The following is a 16,304-nucleotide window of genomic DNA, read 5'->3' as shown; positions in this document are numbered from 1 at the left end:
CTTTGAACAAGGAAACCGCCCCGCGCGTACCTCCTGTCACTACTGGCCACGCGTCGACTTCTCCAACGACCAGTTGGTTCCCCCGGGAGGCTCCCCTTGCGTCGTATCAACGGTACGGCTGTGTTCATCGCCACCATCTTCGCCACCACCGGTGCGCTCGTCTTTCCCGTGTGGTCGTACGCCGACCGGGCGGGCACCGGGCAGGCGAACGTGGCAGCGGGCACCGTGAACACCGAGTGGGGGCCGTTGACGGCCGCCGACCGGGATCTGATCGTGCGGGTGCGGCTGGCCGGGCTGTGGGAGCTGCCGGCCGGGCAGCAGGCGATCGAGCGGGCGCCCAGCCAGGCGATCAAGGAGGCCGGTGACCACCTCATCGTCGGCCACACCGACCTCGACAAGCGGGTGCGGATCGTCGCGGCCCAGCTCAATGTCGCGCTGCCCAACGTGCCGAACGAGCAACAGCAAGGCTGGCTGCGGGAGATGAGCGCGGCGACCGGCGCCGAGTACGAGTACAAGTTCGTCAACCTGCTGCGGGCCGCGCACGGCAAGATCTTCCCGGCCATCGGCGCCGTACGGAACAGCACGCGCAACACCCTCGTGCGGCAGCTGGCCTCGGACACCAACCAGACCGTGCTCGACCACATCACGATCCTGGAGAAGACCGGGCGGGTCGACTTCGACGCGATCGCCAACGGGGTCGCGAACGCCTCGACCGCCAGCCCGACCGGCCCCCCGGCGCCGGTGCCCGGCCAGGTGGCGCCCTCGGCCCCCGTCGCCGAGGCGAGCCCGAACATCCGGACCACCTCCCGGCCGTCCCCGGCCGCACCGGGCACGGTCAACACCGGCCGCCCGGATCCGGTCGACTCGAACGGCGTCCTGGGTTAGGGCCCCCTCGGCCGCCCGGGTCCCGGCCCCGAAGTCCTGGCCCCGAACCTCAAATGTTGCTCTGAAAGTGACGCGGCCGAGGTTCGGGGCCTTGCCCGTGGGCGATACCCCCGTCACACCGGACAGCGGACTTGTGGAGTTCATGACCTGCACGGAGAACGGGGGGACGGACGATGGAGCGACTGGGAACGGGCATCGGCTGGCGGCCGGAGATCGCGGACGCCGTGGAACGCATGCCGGGCATCGACTGGGTCGAGGCCGTGGCCGAGAACGTCTGCCCCGGCCACCTCCCCGACTCCCTGCTACGGCTGCGCGAGCGCGGAGTGACGGTCATCCCGCACGGCGTCTCCCTCGGCCTCGGCGGCGCCGACCGCCCGGACGAGGGCAGACTGACGGCGCTCGCCGAGCGGGCCGAGGCGCTGGGCGCGCCGCTGGTCACCGAGCACATCGCGTTCGTCCGCGCGGGCGGCCCGCTGACCGCCTCCCCGCTCCTGGAAGCCGGCCACCTGCTGCCCGTACCGCGCACCCGCGACGCCCTCGACGTGCTCTGCGAGAACATCCGCATCGCCCAGGCCGCACTGCCCGTACCCCTCGCGGTCGAGAACATCGCCGCGCTGCTCGCCTGGCCGGGCGAGGAGATGACCGAGGGACAGTTCCTCTACGAACTGGCCGACCGCACCGGCGTACGGCTCCTCATCGACGTCGCCAACCTGCACACCAACCACGTCAACCGCGGCGAGGACCCGGCCAAGGCCCTCGCCGAACTCCCCGTCGAGGCCATCGCCTACGTCCACGTCGCGGGCGGCATCGAACGCGACGGCGTCTGGCACGACACCCACGCGCACCCGGTCCCCGCGCCGGTCCTCGCCATCCTGACCGACCTCGCGTCCCGCGTCTCCCCGCCCGGGGTGCTGCTGGAGCGTGACGACAACTTCCCCGAACCGGCCGTGCTGGAGCGGGAGTTGGAGGCGATTCAGGGGGCGCTGACCAAGGGGTGGGCACGGTCGGCCGCGCGCGGGGCGCCTTCGCGGGAAGGGCAGACGATCAGCGCCGTAGAGGCATCGAAGACGGCACCCGCGCACGAGGCCACCGCCGCCGCCCGTCAGCGCCTCGGCCTCGCCCAGACCGCCCTCCTCTCCGCCCTGGTCGCCGGGACTCCCGTCCCCGACGGGTTCGACCGGGTGCGGCTCGGTGTGCAGGCGCGGGCGCTCGGGGTGAAGCGGGCCGATGTCGTGGCGAAGGTGGCGCCCGAACTGCCGGAGATTCTCGGGGAGTTGTACCGGCCGGCCTTCCTCGCGTACGCGCACTCGCACCCGATGACCGGCGGTTACCGGCGTGACGCGCTGGACTTCGCGGGGCAGCTGCTGCTGTCGGGCGGGCCAAAGGACGCGGAGGTGCGGCGGGAGGTGCGGGAGTGGTGGCTGGAGCGGTCGGGGCCCGCCCCGCGTTCGACGCGGCCGGCGGTCCGGCTCGCGCGTGCCACCCGGCGGGTGCTGCTGCGCCGTTGAGGGGTTCAGGCGGCGCCGACCAGGGGCCTTGGAAGGTGACAGTGACTCCACAGTAATATTGCGGTCCCGCACGAGAGGCGCACGAAAAGCACACTCACGTGCGGTGCCGTAACAGGAGGCACCCCATGCGACCGCGACCACCCGTAAAGGGCCGAGGCATAGTCAGTGGCACCGGCGTCATCGTCATCGGCCTGACCGCGACCCTGGCCGCGCTGGTCTTCCCGGTCTGGTCCTACGCCGACCGGTCCGGGACGACCGGCGCCAGCGTGCTCAGCGACCAGACCGTGACGACGCAGTACGGACCGTTGTCCGCCCTGGACCGGGACTTCGTCACCAGGGTCCGGCTGGCCGGGCTGTGGGAGCTGCCGGCCGGGCAGCAGGCGGAGGAGAAGGGCACGACCGCGGCCGTGCGGACGGCGGGGCAGCACCTCATCGACGGCCACACGTTCCTGGACGAGCGGGTGCGGGACGTCGCCGCCCGGCTCGGGGTGCCGCTGCCCAACCAGCCCAACGCGCAGCAACAGCAGTGGCTCGCCACGCTGAACGCGGCGCAGGGCGTGGACTTCGACCGCAAGTTCGCCAACATCCTGCGCCTCGCGCACGGCAAGGTGTTCACGGTGGTCGCGCAGGTCCGCGCGACCACCCAGAACTCCCTGGTCCGCGCCCTCGCCGACGACGCCAACACGACCGTCCTGGACCACATCAAGGTCCTGGAGGCCACCGGGTACGTCGACTTCGGCGCGCTGGCCCGGGACATGGCGGCGTCGAGCTCGCCGGTGCCCAGCGTCTCCGCCGCGGCCGACCCCGGTCAGGTGGTCCCGCTGGCCCCGTCGGTCTCCCCGACCTACACGCTCCCGCCGGCTGCCTCCGCCCCACCGCCGTCGGCGCAGCCGTAGAACCGTTTCGCCCGTAGTCCGTTTCCGGACATTCGGAACGTCACATACCGACAACGCTCCGTCCGGATTGTGAACAAGGCATGGCGTCCCGCTGGGCCTTTGGCATAGAAACTTGGCATGTTCTGGGTCCTTCTCCTGCTCCTGGCCTGGGCCGTCGCCGGCACGGCGTGCACGCGGCTGTGCCTGGCCGCCGTCAGAGCGGCGGCCGTCGACACGGACGACGCGGGCACGGGACACGATCTGACGCTCTACGAGGCGGCGTTCCTCTCCGGCGGTCCCGCGCGGGTCGCCGATCTGACGCTGGTCTCCATGGCGCGGCAGCACCGGCTGCTGCTCGCGCACACCGGCTGGGCGACCGTCGTCGACCCGCGCGGCCGGGACGCCATCGAGCGGTCGGTGATAGGCGCGATCGGGCCCGAGGGGCAGTCCAGGATCGGCCCGGTGCGGGCCACCGCGGCGGCCACGGACGCGGTCCGCGACGTCGCGGACCGGCTCGTCGACGCGGGCCTGGCCGTACCGGACGGCAGCAGTACGACCGTCGCGTCCGGGGTACGGCAGGTGCGGGGCGCCGCGCTCGTCGTGCTCGTGCTGGGCGCGACCGCGCTGCTGACGCCGGGGGCCGAGATGCCGCGGGGGCTGGTCGCGCTCTGGTTCGCGCTGCCGCTGGCCCTCACGCTGAGCTGTCTGGCCATCGCGCGGGTCGAGGTGCACCCGTACTCGCGCTGGGCCTCCCCGGCCGGTCAGCGGCTGCTCGGCACGCTGGCCCGGCACGCGGGCAGCGGGGACGACCGTACGTATCTGACGTCCGTCGCCGTACGCGGCATCCGCGCGGTCGGCGAGCCGGATCTGCGGGCGGCCTTCGCGCACCGCGAGCAGTATGAGTGGCGCCGCTGACCACAGCGTGAAGGCGCTCCCCGGGGGCGCACAGGGGTCATTGGGGCCGACACCGCCCGATGGTGCTTGCCTTCGCCAACGGCCGAACGAAACATCCCTTCTGTTGCTGCCGTGCTCCGAAGGGATACCCCACCATGCGAGCCGCCGCCCTGTACTCGGCCGCCGGGTCCTTGCTCCTCACCACCCTCGCCGCCGCCCCGGCCACCGGCGCCCCCGGCGCCGCGGAGTCGACCGGCACCGCGCTGGCCGCCGCGCACGCCCGGGCGGCGGGCATCACCTTCGGGAAGTGCCCCGACGCCCAGGACCTGCCCGGCACCATGGAGTGCGGCACGGTCTCCGTCCCGCTCGACTACGCGCACCCCGACGGCAAGCAGATCAAGCTGACCGTCAGCCGCGCCCGGGCCACCCACAAGGACCCGCACAACAGCAAGCGCAGAGTGCCCGGCCAGGGCTCCCTGGTCTACAACCCCGGCGGCCCGGGCGCCTCCGGCCTCTACTTCCCGCTGATCGGCATGCTCCCCGAGTGGAAGCGCATCGCGTCGGCCTACGACCTCGTCGGCTACGCCCCGCGCGGGGTCGACAAGTCGGCACCCCTGTCCTGCGAGGACCCCAAGCACTTCTTCAAGGCACCTTCGCAGTCGCCGACGTACCCCTCGGAGTCGTACAAGAAGGAACGCATCGCGGAGGCCAAGTCCTATGCGCGCGGCTGCGCCAAGCGCTCCGGCAGCAAGCTCCGCTTCTACACCTCCCTGAACAACGCCCGCGACCTGGACGTCCTGCGCGCCGCACTCGGCGAGGACAGGCTGACGTTCATGGGCGCGTCCTACGGGACCTACTTCGGGGCGCTGTACGCGACGCTGTTCCCCACGCACGTACGGCGGATGGTGTTCGACTCTGCGGTGAACCCGGACCCCGAGCAGATCTGGTACCGCAACAACCTCGACCAGTCGGCCGCGTTCGAGGGCCGCTGGACGGACTTCCGCGAGTGGATCGCCAGGCACGACGACGTCTACGGCCTCGGCGACACGGCGGACAAGGTGCTCGGCAACTACCGCAAGGCGGAGGCGCGGCTCGCGGAGAAGCCCGCGGGCGGGAAGGTGGGTCCTGCGCAGTTGCAGGGCGCGATCCTGTCCGCCGGGTACTACGACGACTACTGGCCGCACAGTGCGGCTGCCTTGTCGGCGTATCTGAAGGGCGACCCCAAGCCGTTGATCCAGCAGGCCGGGCCTACGCCGGGGGCGGCTGTCGAGGCGGAGAACGGGAACGCGGTGTACACGGCTGTCGAGTGCAACGACGCGGCCTGGCCTACCGATTGGCAGACCTGGGACCGGGACAACACCCGGCTCGCGCGGGTGGCGCCGTTCGAGACGTGGGACAACGTGTGGATGAATCTGCCCTGTGCGTATTGGCCCGAGCCGCGTCAGCAGCCCCTGGATGTGCGCACGGGTCCGGGTGAGTTGCCGCCGGTGCTGATCATGGCTGCTGAGCGGGATGCGGCTACGCCCTATTCCGGCGCCCTTGAGTTGCAACAGCGCTTGTCCGACTCGGTGTTGGTGACTGAGCGGGATGCGGGGACTCATGGGATCGCCGGGGGGTCCAACAAGTGCGTCAACGGGTATCTGGACGCTTACCTGTTGGAAGGGCGGTTGCCCGAGCGGCGGGCTGCGTGTGCTCCGCACGCTGAGCCGAAGGCTGCGCGACCGGGTAGTTCTTAGACTGCCGCCCGGTGGGGGCTGGTCGCGCAGTTCCCCGCGCCCCTAAAGACAAAAGAACTACGCCAAGCCCGCTACCAGCTCACCGATGTCCTTGCGGCGGCCCGTGTAGAAGGGGACCTCCTCGCGGACGTGCATGCGGGCCTCGGACGCGCGCAGGTGGCGCATGAGGTCGACGATGCGGTAGAGCTCGTCGGCCTCGAAGGCCAGGAGCCATTCGTAGTCGCCGAGGGAGAAGGACGCGACCGTGTTGGCGCGGACGTCCGGGTAGCCGCGGGCCATCTTGCCGTGGTCCGCGAGCATGCGGCGGCGGTCCTCGTCGGGGAGCAGGTACCAGTCGTAGGAGCGCACGAACGGGTACACGCTGATGTAGTTGCGCGGGGTCTCGTCGGCCAGGAAGGCCGGGATGTGCGAGCGGTTGAACTCGGCGGGGCGGTGCAGCGCCATGTTCGACCAGACCGGGTCCAGGGCGCGGCCGAGCTTCGTGCGGCGGAAGAGGTTGTACGCCTCCTGGAGCTGGTCGGCGGTCTCGGCGTGCCACCAGATCATGAGGTCGGCGTCGGCACGCAGGCCCGAGACGTCGTACGTGCCGCGGACGGTCACGTCCTTCGCGGCGAGCTGGTCGAACAGCTCCTGGACCTCGTCGGCGTATCCGGCGCGATCCTCGGGCAGCACGTCCTTCAGCTTGAAGACGGACCACAGGGTGTAGCGGATGACCTCGTTGAGGTCCTTGGCCAGCTTGCCCTTGTTCGGGATGCGGCCGGGCTCGGTGGTGGGGGCGTCGTCACTCATGGGGCTATTCTCCCGCTCCGCCGGAGGCGCTCGGCACCGGGTCACCGGTCAGCCGCTCGACGGCCGCGTACGCGCTCGCGATGGTGGCCGGGATGCCGACCCCGTCGTACGCGGCACCGCAGACGGCCAGTCCGGGCAGCTTGCCCACGTGTTCGCGGATGCGGGTCACGCGCGCGTGGTGGCCCACCGGGTACTGGGGCAGGCCGTCGGTCCAGCGGGTGACGCGGGTGGCGAGGGGCTCGGCGTCCAGGCCGGTGGCCTCGCGCAGGTCGTGCCGGGAGACGTCGACCAGGCCGGTGTCGTCGCGCTCCAGGATCGTCGTCTCGCCGTAGCGGCCCACCGAGGTGCGCAGGACCAGCACGTCCGGGTTCTCGTCGGCGATCCAGCCCCATTTCTGGGAGGCGAAGGTGGATGCCTTGATGGTGCGGCCGTCGACCGGCGGCACCAAGAAGCCACTGCCTTCGGGGAGTTCGGTGTCCGCGCGGCGGTAGGCGAAGGTGATCAGGGCCATCGAGGCGTACTCGACGGCGCTCAACTCGGCCGCGGCGCCCGGCGCTTCGGGCCGTAGCAGCTCGGCGGCGACCGGGGCGGGGACGGCGACGATCACGCCGTCGGCTTCGAGCACGCGGTCTCCGGCGACGACTCGCCAGCCCGACGTGCCGCTGCGGCGCAGCTCCGTGACCGGTGTCCCGGTGAGGATCTCGGCGCCCCGCGCGCGGGCCGACTCCGCGACGGCGAGCGGGAGTTGGCCCACTCCGCCCTGGATGCCCATGAAGACCGGGCCGGTCTGCTGGGCGGCGGCGGCGCGCTCCTGGATGCCCCGGACGGCCTCGGTGAGGGAGTCGTGGGTCTTCGCCGCCTGGTACAGCTGCGGGACTGCGGAGCGCATCGAGATGCGGTACGCGTCGCCCGCGTAGACCCCGCCCAGGAGGGGCTCCACGAGGCGGTCGACGACCTCGCGGCCGAGGCGTGCCGCCACGTACTCCCCTACCGCCACGTCGTCGCCGACCTCCGTGCGGGGCAGGTCGGCGTCGCGCTCGATGCGGTGCAGGCCCTCGTCCGAGAGGACTCCGGAGAGGGCGGACGCGGTGCCGGGGACGCCCATCACGTGGCCCTTGGGCATGGGGCGCAGGGCGCCCCGGGTCCAGATCGACGCGGTGGCCGTGGCGGGCGCCTGGAGGCGGTCGGTGAGGCCGACCTCGCGGGCCAGGGCGACGGCCTCGGGGCGGCGGGCCAGCATCGACTCGGCGCCGAGGTCCACGCGGGCGCCCGCGATCTCACCGGGCAGCAGCTTGCCACCGACCCGGTCCGACGCCTCGACGACGGTCACGCGCACGCCTCTGTCCAGCAGCCGGTGTGCGGCGGCCAGCCCGCCGATCCCGGCGCCGATGACGACGACATGCCCTGTGCCCGTACGAGTCTCCACTTCGCGCATGCACCCAGCCTCTCAGACCCCACTGACAGTCCGACTGCGGCCCGGTGTCCGACGCGGTGTCCGGTGCGAGTCCCGACCGTGACCGCATCGGGACCGTTTCCCGCCAACGTCCCGCCCGGTCCCGGCGTCGAAGGTGCGTCAGTCGTCACGACGAACCTCGGGGGTACCCACACCATGCGCGCACGACTCTCCGTACGACCCGTCCAGGCCCTCGCCGGCCTCCTGTTGGCCTCGGCGCTCGCGCTCGCCGGGTGCAGCGGCGGCGCGAGCGAGAAAAGCGCCAGCGACTCCGGCGCGGGCGCCAAGGCCGTCGCCCCGGACGCCGCCCAGCAGGAGGGCGCGTCCGGCAGCGGCAACGCCAGGAACACCAAGGCCCTCCCCAAGCTCACCGCGAGCAGCATCATCCGTACGGCCTCGCTGTCCGTGCGGGTCAAGGACGTACCGAAGGCCCTCGACGAGGCCCGTACCACCACCGAGAACGCGGGCGGGTTCGTCGGCAACGAGTCGACCACCCGGGACGGGCAGGGCCACGAGCGCACGCGGGTCGTCCTGCGCGTGCCCAGCGACAAGTACGACGAGGTCCTCGCCGACCTGGAGGGCGCGGGCAAGCTCCTGTCGCGCACCGCGAAGGCGCAGGACGTCACCGACCAGGTCGTGGACGTGGACAGCCGCATCGCCTCGCAGCGGGCCAGCGTGGCACGCGTGCGTGAACTGATGGACCGCGCCACCAAGTTGAGCGATGTGGTGGAGCTGGAGGGCGAGTTGAGCACCCGCGAGTCCGACCTGGAGGCACTGCTCGCCCAGCAGTCCTCCCTGAAGGACCGCACCAGCCTGGCCACCATCACGCTGTCCCTGTCGCAGACCCCGGTCGCGAAGCCGGCCGCGAAGGACGACAGCCCGGGCTTCGTGGACGCCGTGGCGGGCGGCTGGCACGTCTTCGTGACGATGCTGCGCTGGATCGCCCTGTCGCTCGGCGCGGTGCTGCCGTTCGCGGCCGTGGCGGCGCTGGCGCTCTTCGTGTGGCTGCGTCTCGTACGGCCGCGTCGGGCGGCGGCCGTTCCGGCGGCCACCGGGGTGGGACCACTCCCGGAAGCCCGTCCGGTACGACCTGAGGGGGAAGGCGGGCAGGACTGAAATGATCGGTCCCCGTAGCGTGTTCGCATGAGCATGAGCCGTGCGAGGGGTACCCGGGAACGACTGGTCGTCATCGGCGGAGACGCCGCGGGCATGTCCGCGGCGTCGCAGGCACGGCGCCTCAAAGGGCCGGACGAGCTGGAGATCGTCGCCTTCGAGCGCGGCCACTTCACCTCGTACTCGGCGTGCGGCATCCCCTACTGGGTGGGCGGTGATGTGTCCACCCGGGAGGAGCTGATCGCCCGCACGCCGGAGGAGCACCGCGAGCGTGACATCGACCTGCGGATGCGCACCGAGGTCGTGGAGCTCGATGTCGCGGGTGGGCGGGTACGCGCGCGGGACGTCGATTCCGGGGAGGAGTCCTGGACGTCGTACGACAAGCTCGTGATCGGGACCGGGGCGCGGCCGATCCGGCCCGACATGCCCGGGGTGGACGCGCCCGGGGTGCACGGGGTGCAGACGCTCGACGACGGGCAGGCGCTGCTCGACTCGCTGGCACGCACGCGTGGGCGTCGGGCCGTGGTGGTCGGGGCCGGATACATCGGGGTCGAGATGGCGGAGGCGTTCGTCAACCGCGGGTATGACGTCACCGTCGTCAACAGGGGCAAGGAGCCGATGTCCACGCTCGACCCGGACATGGGGCGCCTGGTGCACAAGGCGATGGAGGGCCTGGGCATCACCATGGTCGACGACGCCCACGTCACCGAGGTGCGCACCGGGGAGGACGGGCGGGTGCGGGCGGTGGTCACCGAGGACACGGAGTACCCGGCGGACGTCGTCGTGCTGGGGATCGGTGTCCGGCCGGAGACCTCGCTCGCGAAGGCGGCCGGGCTGCCGGTCGGACAGCACGACGGGCTGCTCACCGACCTGGCGATGCGGGTGCGCGGGCACGAGAACATCTGGGCCGGGGGCGACTGCGTCGAGGTGCTCGACCTGGTCTCCGGGCAGGAGCGGCACATCGCCCTGGGGACCCACGCCAACAAGCACGGGCAGGTCATCGGCACCAATGTGGGCGGCGGTTACGCCACCTTCCCCGGGGTGGTCGGTACCGCCGTGAGCAAGGTGTGCGACCTGGAGATCGCGCGCACCGGGCTGCGCGAGAAGGACGCCCACCGCGCGGGGCTGCGGTTCGAGGCGGTCACCATCGAGTCGACCAGCCGCGCGGGCTACTACCCCGAGGCCGCCCTCATGACGGTGAAGATGCTCGCCGAACGCCGTACCGGCCGTCTCCTGGGCGTGCAGATCGTCGGCCGGGAGGGCGCCGCGAAACGTGTCGACATCGCGGCGGTCGCCCTCACGGCCCGTATGACGGTGGAACAGATGACGGCCCTGGACCTGGGGTACGCCCCACCGTTCTCCCCGGTGTGGGACCCGGTCCTGGTGGCGGCCCGCAAGGCGGCCGCCAAGGTCCAGGCGGGCCTGAGGTAAAGCGTTTACGCCGTGCCGTTGATGCGGTCTATCGCCTGCCGTGCCTGCTCGGCCGGCGGCCTGGCGGGCAGGGACGAGACGGACGCGCTCGGCGGCACCATCGCGGCCGGCTGAGCCCCGGCCGGCTTCGCGTGGGCGCCCAGCGCGTTGGAGCGCAGCCGGTTGCTCACCGCCTCGTCCAGGGTGACCGGCCGCTGCATCTGCGCGGCCATGCGTCCCGCCTCCTGGCCGAGCCGGGCGACGTCCTCCCAGGGGAGGCGCACCACCAGGGAGATCTCGGCCTCGCCGTCGGGCGTGGCGGTCATCTGAGGGGAAATACGGTCGTTCATCGCCTGTTCCTCACGTCGTCCCCGCGACACGCCTTCCCCGCACCGCGGGCGGTTGAGGAGTCATACGCACAGGCGGACGGCGGTGTTCACCGGTTCGCCGCGCGTATCGGGGGCACTAATCCCTTGTGGTCATCCCCGTCCATGACGTGAACCCGGTGCGCCGCACCCCTTGGGTGACGTATGCGCTCATCGCCGCGAACGTGCTCGTCTTCCTGTTCACGCCCGGAATGGCGGGCTCCGTGGCGGGCGGCAGCGACCTCTCACAGCTGTGCCATCTACAGGCGTTCCTGGACCACTACGCGGCCGTACCGCGGGAGTTGATCCACCACCAGATGCCGCAGCTGGTCCCGACCGGCGCCGTCCAGGCGGGCCCCGGCGGCCCGGCGTGCGCGGCCGGTCCGCCGGCCTACGACAAGTCGGCCCCGCTGAGCGTCTTCACCGCGATGTTCCTGCACGGCAGCTGGATCCACCTGCTGGGCAACATGCTGTTCCTGATGATCTTCGGCAACAACGTCGAGGACCGCATGGGCCACATCCGCTTCACGCTGTTCTACGTAGTGTGCGGTTACGCGGCGGGCTACGGCTTCGCGCTGCTCAACGCCGACTCGGCCGACCCGCTGATCGGTGCCTCCGGGGCGATCGCCGGTGTCCTGGGCGCCTATCTGGTGCTGTACGCGAGGGCCAGGGTGTGGGTCCTGGTGCCGTTCCTGTTCTTCCTGCCCCTACGGCTGCCCGCCTGGCTGGTGCTGGGCTTCTGGTTCGTGCTCCAGGCGTTCTACTCGTCCGGCGAGGGCGTCTCCGACGCCGGCACCGTGGCGTACGAGGCGCATGTCGTCGGGTTCCTCGTCGGCATGCTGCTGGCCTGGCCGCTCAAGGCGGGCACTCCCCCGCCGCCGGAACCGCGCGGCCTGCTGTTCGGCAGGCGGGCCCGGCCCCGGCACACATGGTGAGCGGTCTCTAGAGGGCCGTCTGCGTGTGGACGTACTCGGCGAGCCGGGTGAGCGAGTCCGGGTCGGTGTTCGGCATCACGCCGTGCCCGAGGTTGAAGATGTGCCCCTCCAGGCCCTTCGCCGCGTCGAGGACCTCGCGGGTCTTCGCCTCGACGACCTCCGTGGAGGTGAACAGGACGGTCGGGTCGAGGTTGCCCTGGAGCGCCTTGCCGGGGCCGACGCGGCGGGCGGCCTCGTCGAGCGGGACGCGCCAGTCGACGCCGACGACGTCCGCGCCGGCCTCGCCCATCAGGCCGAGCAGCTCGCCGGTGCCGACGCCGAAGTGGATGCGCGGGACGCCGTAGCCCTCGACCGCCTTGAGGACCTTCGCGGAGGCGGGGAGGACCGAGCGGCGGTAGTCCGCCGGGGCGAGGGCGCCGGCCCAGGAGTCGAAGAGCTGGACGGCGCTGGCGCCCGCCTCGATCTGGACCTTGAGGAAGGCGGCCGTGATGTCGGCGAGGCGGTCCAGGAGGTCGGCCCAGAGCTCGGGGTCGCCGTACATGATCGCCTTGGCGTTCTCGTACGTGCGGGACGGGCCGCCCTCGATGAGGTAGCTCGCGAGGGTGAACGGGGCGCCGGCGAAGCCGATGAGGGGGGTGGGGCCGAGCTCGGCGGTCAGCAGGCCGACGGCCTCCGTGACGTAGGAGACGTCCTCGGGGGTGAGGTCGCGGAGCCGGGCCAGGTCGGCGCGGGTGCGGATCGGCTTCTCGACGACCGGGCCGACGCCGGGCTTGATGTCGAGGTCGATGCCGATGGCCTTGAGCGGGACGACGATGTCGCTGAAGTAGACCGCCGCGTCCACCTTGTGCCGACGCACCGGCTGGAGCGTGATCTCGGCGACCAGCTCGGGCCGCGTGCAGGAGTCGAGCATCGCGATGCCCTCGCGCGCCTTGTGGTACTCGGGCAGCGAACGGCCGGCCTGCCGCATGAACCACACCGGCGTGTGGGGCACGGGCTCGCGCCTGCACGCCTTCATGAAGGCGGAGTCGTAAGTGGCGGTCGGCTGCTGGCCCGCGGGGCTCTGGTTGGCACTCACGGGGCAAGTCTCGCACGGCGCCAGAAGGCGATTACACGGTGTGCTGAGCGGAAGAGCGGGTGTCTAGTCCCGCACGATGCCTCCGTTCCCCTTAATCTTCCCGCATGGCTGCGGCTCAGGGACGATTGTCGGATGGCGCTGACGGGATGGACGACTCCAAGGAGGGGGACCGGGATGGGGGCGGTGCGGCGCCGCCGGCTTTCCAGGCCGCGGTCCAGGCCCTGAAGAACAGTCGGCTGCGGCCGCAGATCGAGATCGATCCGACGCCCGCGCCCCAGCGGCTCGCGCCCTACGCGTACGCGCTGGAGGCCGCGGTCGTCGACGGCGACCAGGACCTGGCCGACGGCCGGCTGGTGCTGCTGCACGACCCGGCCGGGCACGACGCCTGGCACGGCACGTTCCGGCTGGTGACGCTGGTGCGCGCGGAGCTGGAGGCGGAGATGGCGGCGGACCCGCTGCTGCCCGACGTGTGCTGGTCCTGGCTGACCGGCGCGCTCCAGGCGCGCGGACTGACGTACGGCGAGCCGAGCGGCACCGTCACGCGGGCCAGCTCCCACTACTTCGGCGGGCTGTCCGAGCGGCCGTCCGCGTCCCAGATCGAGATCCGTGCCTCGTGGACTCCGCGCGAGGGGCTCGGCGGCGTCCCGGACACGGCGGCGCATCTTGCCTCCTGGTGCGATCTGCTGGCCCAGGTCGCGGGCCTGCCCCCGGCGGGCCCGGGCGACGCGTCCATCGTCACGCTGCCGCAGCGCCGCGGCCCGCAGTCACGCTGAGCCTTACCCGAGGCACACCGAGGTCTTACCGATCACTTCCGGTGTCTTTGTCGATACGGCCACTTTCAATCAGGAGTGGCCCATCGAACGAGCCGTTTCGTTCACCGAACGATCGACAGCGTGTCCGAATTGCACTGATTGCTACTCACTAAATCGTGATCTTTCTCTAAAGGACCCGGGGTTTGGTGCCGAAGACGACTGTGACCTTGAAAGTCGTCCCGCACCCCAGGAGGCCTGGTGTCCGTTCTTCTTGAGCAGCCCGCAAGCCTGGTCGCCTACCGCCCGAACAAGCCGACCGCCATGGTGGTCGTGGCCGACCCGCGCGTCCGCTCCACCGTCACCCGCCACCTGTGGGCGCTCGGTGTGCGCGACGTCATCGAGGCCTCGTCCGTCGCGGAGGCTCGTCCCCGCATCGGCAACCCCCGCGACATCTGTGTGGCAGACGTCCACCTTCCCGACGGTTCCGGTCTCACCCTGCTCTCCGAGACCAGAGCCGCAGGCTGGCCCAACGGCCTGGCCCTGTCCGCCGCCGACGACATCGGTGCCGTGCGCAACGCCCTCGCGGGCGGCGTCAAGGGCTACGTCGTCACCGGCACCCGCACCAACGTCGGGCTCCCCACCCGGCCCGGCGCCGCCCCCATCGGCTCCGCCGCCGCCCGTATGCACCGCCGCCCCCCGGGTTCCCCGAGCCACCCGGGTGGCTACCGCGAACTGTCCGGCCGAGAGGTCGAGGTCCTGCGTCTGGTCGCGGAGGGCCAGTCGAACAAGGCCATCGGCGTCTCCATGGGCCTGTCCGCACTGACCGTCAAGAGCCACCTCGCCCGCATCGCCCGCAAGCTCGGCACGGGTGACCGCGCCGGCATGGTCGCGGTGGCGCTGCGCACCGGAATCATCCACTGACCGTCTCCCGCGACCCCGTCCCCACATCCCCTTCCGCTCTCCGTCCCACTCCCTTTCCCGCTCCCCCTTCGAGCCGTGAACCGGATCTTTCACTTACCTGACTGGTTTACGACCCCCAGACGCCCGTCGACGGAACGTTCCGTCGGCGGGCGTTGTCCATACACGGATACCCTTGACAGGTGACCGACGCCCAAGAAACCGCAGCAGACAGCTCACTGCGAACCACCGGAGGCGCCCCTCCGGACGACGTCGAAACGGCGCCGATCCCATTGCTCGAGCCCCGGGAGGGCATTCCGCCCGTGATCGCCGACGAGGACGCCCTCGCCGAGGTGATCGCGGCCTTCGCCGCCGGCACGGGTCCCGTGGCCGTCGACGCCGAGCGCGCGTCCGGCTACCGCTACGGACAGCGCGCCTATCTGGTTCAGCTGCGCCGTGAGGGCGCCGGCACCGCACTGATCGACCCCGTGGCCTGCCCCGACCTGTCGGGCCTCGGTGAGGCCGTCTCCGGCGTCGAGTGGGTACTGCACGCCGCCACCCAGGACCTGCCGTGTCTGCGCGAGATAGGCATGGTGCCGACGCGGCTCTTCGACACCGAGCTGGCGGGTCGGCTCGCCGGGTTCCCGCGGGTCGGACTGGGCGCGATGGTCGAGGGCGTGCTCGGTTTCGTCCTGGAGAAGGGGCACTCCGCCGTCGACTGGTCCACCCGCCCGCTGCCCGAACCCTGGCTGCGCTACGCCGCCCTCGACGTCGAACTCCTCGTCGATCTGCGGGACGCGCTGGAGAAGGAACTCGACCGGCAGGGCAAGCTGGACTGGGCCCGCCAGGAGTTCGACGCGATCGCGGCGGCGCCGCCCGCCGAACCCCGCAAGGATCCGTGGCGTCGTACGTCCGGGATGCACAAGGTACGGCGGCGCCGGCAGCTCGGTGTCGTGCGGGAGCTGTGGCAGACGCGGGACCGGATCGCGCAGCGGCGGGATGTGTCTCCGGGGAAGGTGCTGTCGGACGCGGCGATCGTGGAGGCGGCGCTCTCTCTCCCTGTTGACGTGCAGGCTCTTGCCGCGTTGAACGGGTTCGGGCATCGGATGGGGCGGCGGCAGCTGGAGCAGTGGCAGGCGGCCGTTGATCGGGCCAAGGCCCTTCCCGACTCGGCGTTGCCGCAGCCTGGGCAGCCGGTTACCGGGCCGCCGCCGCCCCGCGCTTGGGCCGACAAGGATCCTGAGGCTGCGGCTCGGTTGTCTGCGGCGCGGGCTGCGGTGTCGGCGGTGGCCGAGGGGCTCAACATGCCTCAGGAGAACCTCATTACTCCGGATACCGTGCGGCGGGTTTGCTGGGAGCCGCCGAAGCATGTGGATGTGGAGTCTGTGGGGGCCGCGCTTGCCGGGTATGGGGCTCGGGCTTGGCAGGTTGAGCAGGTTGCGCCGGTTTTGGTGGAGGCTTTGACCGCGAAGGCGCCGTAGGGGTTGTGCGTTGTTTTGCGGGTGCGGGTCCGTTGTGGCTGGTCGCGCAGTTCCCCGCGCCCCTAAAAGCAAAAGGGCCCGGAAGCGGAACCTCGGCGTCGAGATCAGGCCAAGATCCTCAGCCGGTGCGCAGGGA

The 16,304-nt window shown here is 71.5% G+C and carries 15 protein-coding genes; 11 read left to right on the top strand and 4 right to left on the bottom strand.

The window, feature by feature from the left end; translation table 11 throughout:
- Positions 1-96: 96 nt before the first annotated feature.
- The 5 genes from R2B38_RS32490 to R2B38_RS32470 all read left to right on the top strand — a co-directional run bounded on the left by R2B38_RS32490 (position 97) and on the right by R2B38_RS32470 (position 5,898).
- Positions 97-885, top strand: a complete 789-nt coding sequence (locus R2B38_RS32490; RefSeq protein ID WP_318019385.1) for a DUF4142 domain-containing protein — start codon at positions 97-99, stop codon at positions 883-885.
- A 173-nt stretch (positions 886-1,058) separates the two neighbouring features.
- On the top strand, positions 1,059-2,393 hold the full coding sequence (locus R2B38_RS32485; protein WP_318019384.1) for a DUF692 domain-containing protein: 1,335 nt from the start codon (positions 1,059-1,061) through the stop codon (positions 2,391-2,393).
- 125 nt (positions 2,394-2,518) lie between these two features.
- Complete coding sequence (locus R2B38_RS32480; protein WP_318019383.1) at positions 2,519-3,289, top strand: DUF4142 domain-containing protein; 771 nt, start codon at positions 2,519-2,521, stop codon at positions 3,287-3,289.
- A gap of 117 nt (positions 3,290-3,406) precedes the next feature.
- On the top strand, positions 3,407-4,183 hold the full coding sequence (locus R2B38_RS32475; RefSeq protein ID WP_318019382.1) for a TIGR04222 domain-containing membrane protein: 777 nt from the start codon (positions 3,407-3,409) through the stop codon (positions 4,181-4,183).
- Positions 4,184-4,317: 134 nt separating this feature from the next.
- On the top strand, positions 4,318-5,898 hold the full coding sequence (locus R2B38_RS32470; protein ID WP_318019381.1) for an alpha/beta hydrolase: 1,581 nt from the start codon (positions 4,318-4,320) through the stop codon (positions 5,896-5,898).
- Positions 5,899-5,955: 57 nt separating this feature from the next.
- Here the strand turns inward: R2B38_RS32470 and hemQ are convergent, their stop codons facing one another.
- Both hemQ and hemG read right to left on the bottom strand, forming a co-directional pair.
- Positions 5,956-6,687: a hydrogen peroxide-dependent heme synthase gene (gene hemQ, locus R2B38_RS32465; protein WP_318019380.1), complete on the bottom strand. Its 732-nt coding sequence runs from the start codon at positions 6,685-6,687 to the stop codon at positions 5,956-5,958.
- 4 nt (positions 6,688-6,691) lie between these two features.
- Positions 6,692-8,122: a protoporphyrinogen oxidase gene (gene hemG / locus R2B38_RS32460; RefSeq protein WP_318019379.1), complete on the bottom strand. Its 1,431-nt coding sequence runs from the start codon at positions 8,120-8,122 to the stop codon at positions 6,692-6,694.
- A gap of 174 nt (positions 8,123-8,296) precedes the next feature.
- Between hemG and R2B38_RS32455 the strand changes: the two genes are divergently transcribed.
- Together R2B38_RS32455 and R2B38_RS32450 are read left to right on the top strand one after the other, a co-directional pair.
- Positions 8,297-9,256: a DUF4349 domain-containing protein gene (locus tag R2B38_RS32455; RefSeq protein ID WP_318019378.1), complete on the top strand. Its 960-nt coding sequence runs from the start codon at positions 8,297-8,299 to the stop codon at positions 9,254-9,256.
- A gap of 27 nt (positions 9,257-9,283) precedes the next feature.
- The gene (locus tag R2B38_RS32450; RefSeq protein WP_318019377.1) at positions 9,284-10,684 is read left to right on the top strand and encodes an FAD-dependent oxidoreductase; all 1,401 of its coding nucleotides are present in this window, start codon (positions 9,284-9,286) and stop codon (positions 10,682-10,684) included.
- Positions 10,685-10,689: 5 nt separating this feature from the next.
- Here the strand turns inward: R2B38_RS32450 and R2B38_RS32445 are convergent, their stop codons facing one another.
- The gene (locus tag R2B38_RS32445) at positions 10,690-11,013 is read right to left on the bottom strand and encodes a hypothetical protein (RefSeq protein ID WP_033285029.1); all 324 of its coding nucleotides are present in this window, start codon (positions 11,011-11,013) and stop codon (positions 10,690-10,692) included.
- Between the two features lie 125 nt (positions 11,014-11,138).
- On the opposite strand from R2B38_RS32445, the gene R2B38_RS32440 reads away from it, so the two are divergent.
- Entirely contained in the window at positions 11,139-11,963 is an 825-nt protein-coding gene (locus tag R2B38_RS32440) for a rhomboid family intramembrane serine protease (RefSeq protein ID WP_318019376.1), read from the top strand.
- Between the two features lie 7 nt (positions 11,964-11,970).
- Here R2B38_RS32440 and hemE read toward each other — a convergent pair whose 3' ends face one another.
- The gene (gene hemE, locus R2B38_RS32435) at positions 11,971-13,038 is read right to left on the bottom strand and encodes a uroporphyrinogen decarboxylase (protein WP_318019375.1); all 1,068 of its coding nucleotides are present in this window, start codon (positions 13,036-13,038) and stop codon (positions 11,971-11,973) included.
- A 146-nt stretch (positions 13,039-13,184) separates the two neighbouring features.
- On the opposite strand from hemE, the gene R2B38_RS32430 reads away from it, so the two are divergent.
- From R2B38_RS32430 to R2B38_RS32420, 3 genes are all read left to right on the top strand, one after another.
- Complete coding sequence (locus R2B38_RS32430) at positions 13,185-13,811, top strand: DUF3000 domain-containing protein (RefSeq protein WP_033285032.1); 627 nt, start codon at positions 13,185-13,187, stop codon at positions 13,809-13,811.
- Positions 13,812-14,048: 237 nt separating this feature from the next.
- Positions 14,049-14,711 (top strand): response regulator transcription factor, encoded by a 663-nt coding sequence (locus R2B38_RS32425; protein ID WP_030605794.1) that lies wholly within the window; start codon positions 14,049-14,051, stop codon positions 14,709-14,711.
- A 179-nt stretch (positions 14,712-14,890) separates the two neighbouring features.
- Positions 14,891-16,168, top strand: a complete 1,278-nt coding sequence (locus R2B38_RS32420; protein ID WP_318019374.1) for a ribonuclease D — start codon at positions 14,891-14,893, stop codon at positions 16,166-16,168.
- Positions 16,169-16,304: the final 136 nt, after the last annotated feature.

Source organism: Streptomyces sp. N50 (assembly GCF_033335955.1).
In the GTDB taxonomy this organism is placed as follows: domain Bacteria; phylum Actinomycetota; class Actinomycetes; order Streptomycetales; family Streptomycetaceae; genus Streptomyces.
This window is presented reverse-complemented; position numbering and strand designations above follow the sequence as displayed.

What these genes read in the sequence shown, in the direction of transcription:
- R2B38_RS32485 (WP_318019384.1), top strand. Translation starts at nt 1,059, where the DNA reads ATGGAGCGACTGGGAACGGGCATCGGCTGGCGGCCGGAGATCGCGGAC.
- R2B38_RS32480 (WP_318019383.1), top strand. Translation starts at nt 2,519, where the DNA reads ATGCGACCGCGACCACCCGTAAAGGGCCGAGGCATAGTCAGTGGCACC.
- R2B38_RS32475 (WP_318019382.1), top strand. Translation starts at nt 3,407, where the DNA reads ATGTTCTGGGTCCTTCTCCTGCTCCTGGCCTGGGCCGTCGCCGGCACG.
- R2B38_RS32470 (WP_318019381.1), top strand. Translation starts at nt 4,318, where the DNA reads ATGCGAGCCGCCGCCCTGTACTCGGCCGCCGGGTCCTTGCTCCTCACC.
- hemQ (WP_318019380.1), bottom strand. Translation starts at nt 6,687, where the DNA reads ATGAGTGACGACGCCCCCACCACCGAGCCCGGCCGCATCCCGAACAAG.
- hemG (WP_318019379.1), bottom strand. Translation starts at nt 8,122, where the DNA reads ATGCGCGAAGTGGAGACTCGTACGGGCACAGGGCATGTCGTCGTCATC.
- R2B38_RS32455 (WP_318019378.1), top strand. Translation starts at nt 8,297, where the DNA reads ATGCGCGCACGACTCTCCGTACGACCCGTCCAGGCCCTCGCCGGCCTC.
- R2B38_RS32450 (WP_318019377.1), top strand. Translation starts at nt 9,284, where the DNA reads ATGAGCATGAGCCGTGCGAGGGGTACCCGGGAACGACTGGTCGTCATC.
- R2B38_RS32445 (WP_033285029.1), bottom strand. Translation starts at nt 11,013, where the DNA reads ATGAACGACCGTATTTCCCCTCAGATGACCGCCACGCCCGACGGCGAG.
- R2B38_RS32430 (WP_033285032.1), top strand. Translation starts at nt 13,185, where the DNA reads ATGGACGACTCCAAGGAGGGGGACCGGGATGGGGGCGGTGCGGCGCCG.